The organism is Faecalibacterium sp. An192, from assembly GCF_002160175.1.
In the GTDB taxonomy this organism is placed as follows: domain Bacteria; phylum Bacillota; class Clostridia; order Oscillospirales; family Ruminococcaceae; genus Faecalibacterium.
This window is the reverse complement of record NZ_NFKB01000097.1, coordinates 1-4,437: the sequence shown is the minus strand read 5'-3', so window position 1 is coordinate 4,437 and position 4,437 is coordinate 1. Positions and strand designations below refer to the sequence as shown.

Below are 4,437 nucleotides of genomic sequence, written 5' to 3'. Positions count from 1 at the left end.
AGACTGGCCTGGCTCCGCTCTCGCTTCGCCAGGCCAGTCTTTGATTCGCTTGTTCTACCCCTTGCAGGCCTCTTTTTTGTACTGTCCGCACAATATGGGGCGGTTCAAATTCTGTTTCAGGGACGCTCTCTTTTTATTTTTATACACAGGTACGTCTTTTTGTTGTACCCATCTTTGACAGCTCAGACCATGAGCTTAAACTTATCCGCGATGCAGAGCTGACGGCTCAGATAGCAATGTTCCCCGCTCTGATCGTGCACCACGCTCTTGATGGACAGCAGCGGGTAGCCCTTTACCACACCCAGATACTTGGCCTCCTGATGGTTCGCAAACACGATCTCAAGGACTTTATCTGAGCGTGTGAATACGATGCCCGTTTCCTTTCGGATCGTCTCATACAGAGAGGCATTGGTCAGATCTGCATTGAACAGAAAGAAAAAGCTCTCCGGAAATTTGCTGGTCTCCAACATCATCGGTCTGCCGTCCGCAAGGCGCAGACGCTCCACAACTAGCGTCTGTTCGTCTTTTTTCAGCCCAAGCTGCCCCCGTTCTTCCTCCGTGGGCTGTTCCAGTGCAATCTTGATCGTCTTTGCGCCGGGCTGGTATCCCATCATATGACACATATTGGTGTAGCTCAGCACGCCATCCAGCTTTCGCTGGATCTTCTTTTCCGCAACAAACGTGCCCTTGCCAGGCTTGCGCACCAGAAATTCTCCCTGAGACAGCTCATCCAGTGCTTTACGCACCGTGACGCGGCTGACCGAATAGCGCTCGCAGAGTTCATTTTCCGTTGGCAGACGGCTGCCCGGGGGATACTCGCCCGCATCAATAGCCGCACGCAGTGTTGCGGCGAGCTGTTGAAACAGCGGCGTTGAAATTGTATTATCCAAACTCATGGTATATTCTCCCGTTCTTATTTTTATCACGAAATACGGTTTATTTTCAATTTACTTTTTTGCGTGCCCCGCAAATATGTTACAATACAAACTTATTATATATAAGTTTTATCCGTACGTAAAGAGGAAAAACAAATTTTTTCTCCCTTGCGTCTGTGCAGGGCCGTTTTCCAGCACCCCCTGTTTATATAGGAAGCCAGCCACATTTCATTTCGTTCCTTGTAAGAAATGCACAATTTTTTGTCCTATTTTCGGTATTGACATTTGTATTGCTTTGTATTATCATCATGGCAAGGAAAGTTCTTCCGGAAACCACCGGAAGAAATCGAGACAGTTTAATATGAAATGCAGGAGGGTAATACAATGCATTACAAGTACACTGACATCAAGGCCATCGTCGCTGAAATTCTGGAGAACAAGAAGGACGAGGGCGGCGTCAAGAACATCTATTTCGTGGGCTGCGGCGGCTCTCTGGGTGCTCTGTACCCTGCAAAGACCTTTATGGAGCGCGAGAGCCTGACGCTGAAGTCCGGCTGGGTGAGCAGCAACGAGTTCGTCCACAGCACGCCCCGCGATTTCGGCAAGAACTCCATCATCTGCCTTGCCTGCCACAAGGGCAACACTCCCGAAACCATTGCCGCTGCAAAGCTGGGCAAGGAGATGGGCGCTGCTGTTATCATCCTGACTTGGCTGGAAGAGTCTGAGATCATCGAGTTCGGCGATTACATCATCCATTACTCCTTCGACGCCAGCCCGGATCACCTCGCCGGTGACATCGACTACGCCGGTGAAAAGACCATGTGCGCCCTGCAGGTCGCCGTGGAGCTGCTGAATCAGACCGAGGGCTACAGCAACTACGATAAGTTCCAGCAGGGTGCCGGCATGATCACCACCGTGATCCGCAAGGCCCGCGCTCATGTGGCCCAGCGCGCTCTGGACTTTGCCGAGGAGTACAAGAACGACTCCGTCATCTACACCATGGGCAGCGGCGCAGGCTACGGTGCCGCTTACATGGAGAGCATCTGCATCTTCATGGAGATGCAGTGGATCCACTCTGGCACCATCCACACCGGTGAGTTCTTCCATGGCCCCTTCGAAGTCACCGACGCCAACACCCCCTTCGTCATTCAGGTGTCCGAGGGTTCCACCCGTGAGCTGGACGAACGCTGCCTCAAGTTCCTGCACACCTATGCAAAGCGCATCGAGGTGCTGGACGCCAAGGAGCTGGGCCTGTCGGTCATCGATCCCGCTGTCGTAGACTACTTCAACCACTCTCTGTTCAACAATGTCTATCCCATCTACAATCACGCCCTCGCTGAGACCCGCCAGCATCCGCTGACCACCCGCCGCTATATGTGGAAGGTCGCATACTGATATAGACGGAAAGGATCTGATACGATGAGCGCAGTCAAGATCATCGCCATCGGCGATAATGTGTGCGACAAATACCTCTCTCGTGGGAAGATGTACCCCGGCGGCCAGTGCGTCAACACCTGCGCCTATGCCGCAGCAAACGGTGTGCCTTCCGCTTATCTGGGCAAGTTTGGCAGCGATGAGGTCGCCGCCTACAACCAGAAGATCCTGCACGAGCTGGGCATCGACATCAGCCACTGCCGCCATTTTGAGGGCGAAAACGGCTTTGCCATGGTCACGCTCAAGGGCAACGACCGCGTCTTTCTTGGTTCCAACAAGGGCGGCGTCGCCAAAGAGCACAGCTTCGACTTCACGCAGGAAGATCTGGAGTACATCAAAGGCTTCAACCTGATCTACACCAACCTCAACAGCTATATCGAAGAGGACCTTCCCTTCCTGCACACGGCCGGCGTACCCATCGCCTATGACTTTTCTACCCGATGGACCGACGCCTATCTGGAAAAGGTCTGCCCTTATATCACCGTGGCCATCCTGTCCTGCGCACACCTGAGTGCCGAGGACCGCGCCCGCGAGATGCAGAAGGCCGCCGACCACGGCGTTTCCATCGTGCTGGGCACCATCGGTGAGGACGGCTCCTATGTGCTGTACAACGGCAAGACCTACTACGCCTCCGCCGTACACGCAGATGACGCCATTGATACCATGGGCGCCGGCGACTCCTACTTTGCCGCTTTCCTCTGCTCGCTGCTGAAGTCTTCCAAGAGCGGCGCTCTGCTGGAAGGCACCGAAGAAGAAAACGCCGCGCATCTGCAGCAAGCCATGCAGATCGGCGCAGCATTTGCTGCAAAAATGTGCGCCAAGGAAGGCGCCTTCGGCTACGGAACCCCCATCGTGGGACGCACTGAACTGTAAAATAAAACAGGAGGCATTTTCATGAGACCTGATCAGTATGAAAACAACGCGGAAGGCATCCTCTGCGTTTATAAGAACCCCAAATGGCTGGTTTGCATCAAGAACTGGAAGCCCGACAACGACATTGCCGGCATTGCTCATCTGGAGATCCATCACTCCACCGACGAGCAGTTCATCCTTGCCGCTGGTAAGGCAATCCTCATCACCGCCGAGCGCGAGGGCGGCAGCTTCAAGAATATCGAGCTGACCCCCATGCAGCAGGGCAAGGTATACAATGTTCCCGCTGAGTGCTGGTTCTACTCCATCACGCAGAAAGACACCAAAGTGATCTATGTGCAGGACTCCAACTGCTCTATGGAAAACAGCGACCTTGCCGACCTGACCGCTGCTCAGATCGCCGACATTCAGGAGCGTGCACGCAAGATCCTCGCAGAGTGAAAAGGAGCTTTTTATGCCGATCCGATGCGTCCTCTTTGACTTTGACGGTGTGATTGCCGATACCGAGGAACGGAACGCCGACTATCTTGCCGCTGCTCTTGCGCATTTTGGGGTCCGGCTGACAGACGCAGATCGGAGCGTACTGGTGGGCATCAATGATCCTTCTCTGCTTGAAGCACTGCTGAAGCGGGCAGAAACGCCAGTCACTCTGGAGCAGCTGCAGGCCGAACGTGCACGCCGCGGCAACTACTACGAAAACGGCGCCGACCTGCATCCGCAGCCTGGGCTGCGGGAGTTTCTCTATGCGCTTCGCGCACAGGGCATTCGCACCGGCGTAGTCTCCTCCACCCGGTCACAGCTCATTCTGACCGCACTCGACCGCCTGCATCTGGTCTCACAGTTCGATGTGGTGGTCTGTGGCGATATGGTCACTCGGCGCAAGCCCGATCCGGAACCTTATCTGCGGGCAGCGCAGCTTCTGGGGCTTGCCCCCGACGATTGTCTGGTCATCGAGGATTCTCCCACAGGCATCCGTGCCGGAAAAGCCGCCGGCTGTACCGTGCTGGGCTATACCGGCAGTTCTATCCGTCAGGACGTCTCTGCGGCAGATTTCGCCCTTTCTGATTTTCATCTTTACCGACAAATCCCACTTTTTCAGAATCTTTCTCCATTCTGATTTTATGACAAAACAGACCAAACCGGTACAAATGAACTGCACCCCATTTGTTAGACAGTATGGTATACTGAAAACAAATGGGGTGTTTTATTGTGCCAAAAGGGAAGCCAAACAAGAGATATACACCGGAATTCAAGAAAA

5 protein-coding genes are annotated in these 4,437 nt (G+C 54.0%); 4 read left to right on the top strand and 1 reads right to left on the bottom strand.

Going from position 1 to position 4,437, the window contains the following annotated elements; genetic code table 11:
* Positions 1-182: 182 nt before the first annotated feature.
* Positions 183-896, bottom strand: a complete 714-nt coding sequence (locus B5F27_RS15755; protein WP_087369005.1) for a GntR family transcriptional regulator — start codon at positions 894-896, stop codon at positions 183-185.
* A 363-nt stretch (positions 897-1,259) separates the two neighbouring features.
* Here B5F27_RS15755 and B5F27_RS15750 point away from each other — a divergent pair, with 363 nt between their 5' ends.
* From B5F27_RS15750 to B5F27_RS15735, 4 genes are read left to right on the top strand one after another with little or no spacing between them, the layout of a single operon-like run.
* Positions 1,260-2,270 (top strand): SIS domain-containing protein, encoded by a 1,011-nt coding sequence (locus tag B5F27_RS15750; RefSeq protein ID WP_087369004.1) that lies wholly within the window; start codon positions 1,260-1,262, stop codon positions 2,268-2,270.
* 24 nt (positions 2,271-2,294) lie between these two features.
* Complete coding sequence (locus tag B5F27_RS15745; protein ID WP_087369003.1) at positions 2,295-3,182, top strand: fructoselysine 6-kinase; 888 nt, start codon at positions 2,295-2,297, stop codon at positions 3,180-3,182.
* A 21-nt stretch (positions 3,183-3,203) separates the two neighbouring features.
* The gene (locus B5F27_RS15740; RefSeq protein WP_055188985.1) at positions 3,204-3,620 is read left to right on the top strand and encodes a hypothetical protein; all 417 of its coding nucleotides are present in this window, start codon (positions 3,204-3,206) and stop codon (positions 3,618-3,620) included.
* A gap of 13 nt (positions 3,621-3,633) precedes the next feature.
* Positions 3,634-4,296: an HAD family phosphatase gene (locus B5F27_RS15735; protein WP_087369002.1), complete on the top strand. Its 663-nt coding sequence runs from the start codon at positions 3,634-3,636 to the stop codon at positions 4,294-4,296.
* Positions 4,297-4,437: the final 141 nt, after the last annotated feature.

Bases quoted from the DNA above. Each gene is read 5' to 3' on its own strand.
- B5F27_RS15745 (WP_087369003.1), top strand. From the start codon at position 2,295: ATGAGCGCAGTCAAGATCATCGCCATCGGCGATAATGTGTGCGACAAA.
- B5F27_RS15755 (WP_087369005.1), bottom strand. From the start codon at position 896: ATGAGTTTGGATAATACAATTTCAACGCCGCTGTTTCAACAGCTCGCC.
- B5F27_RS15740 (WP_055188985.1), top strand. From the start codon at position 3,204: ATGAGACCTGATCAGTATGAAAACAACGCGGAAGGCATCCTCTGCGTT.
- B5F27_RS15750 (WP_087369004.1), top strand. From the start codon at position 1,260: ATGCATTACAAGTACACTGACATCAAGGCCATCGTCGCTGAAATTCTG.
- B5F27_RS15735 (WP_087369002.1), top strand. From the start codon at position 3,634: ATGCCGATCCGATGCGTCCTCTTTGACTTTGACGGTGTGATTGCCGAT.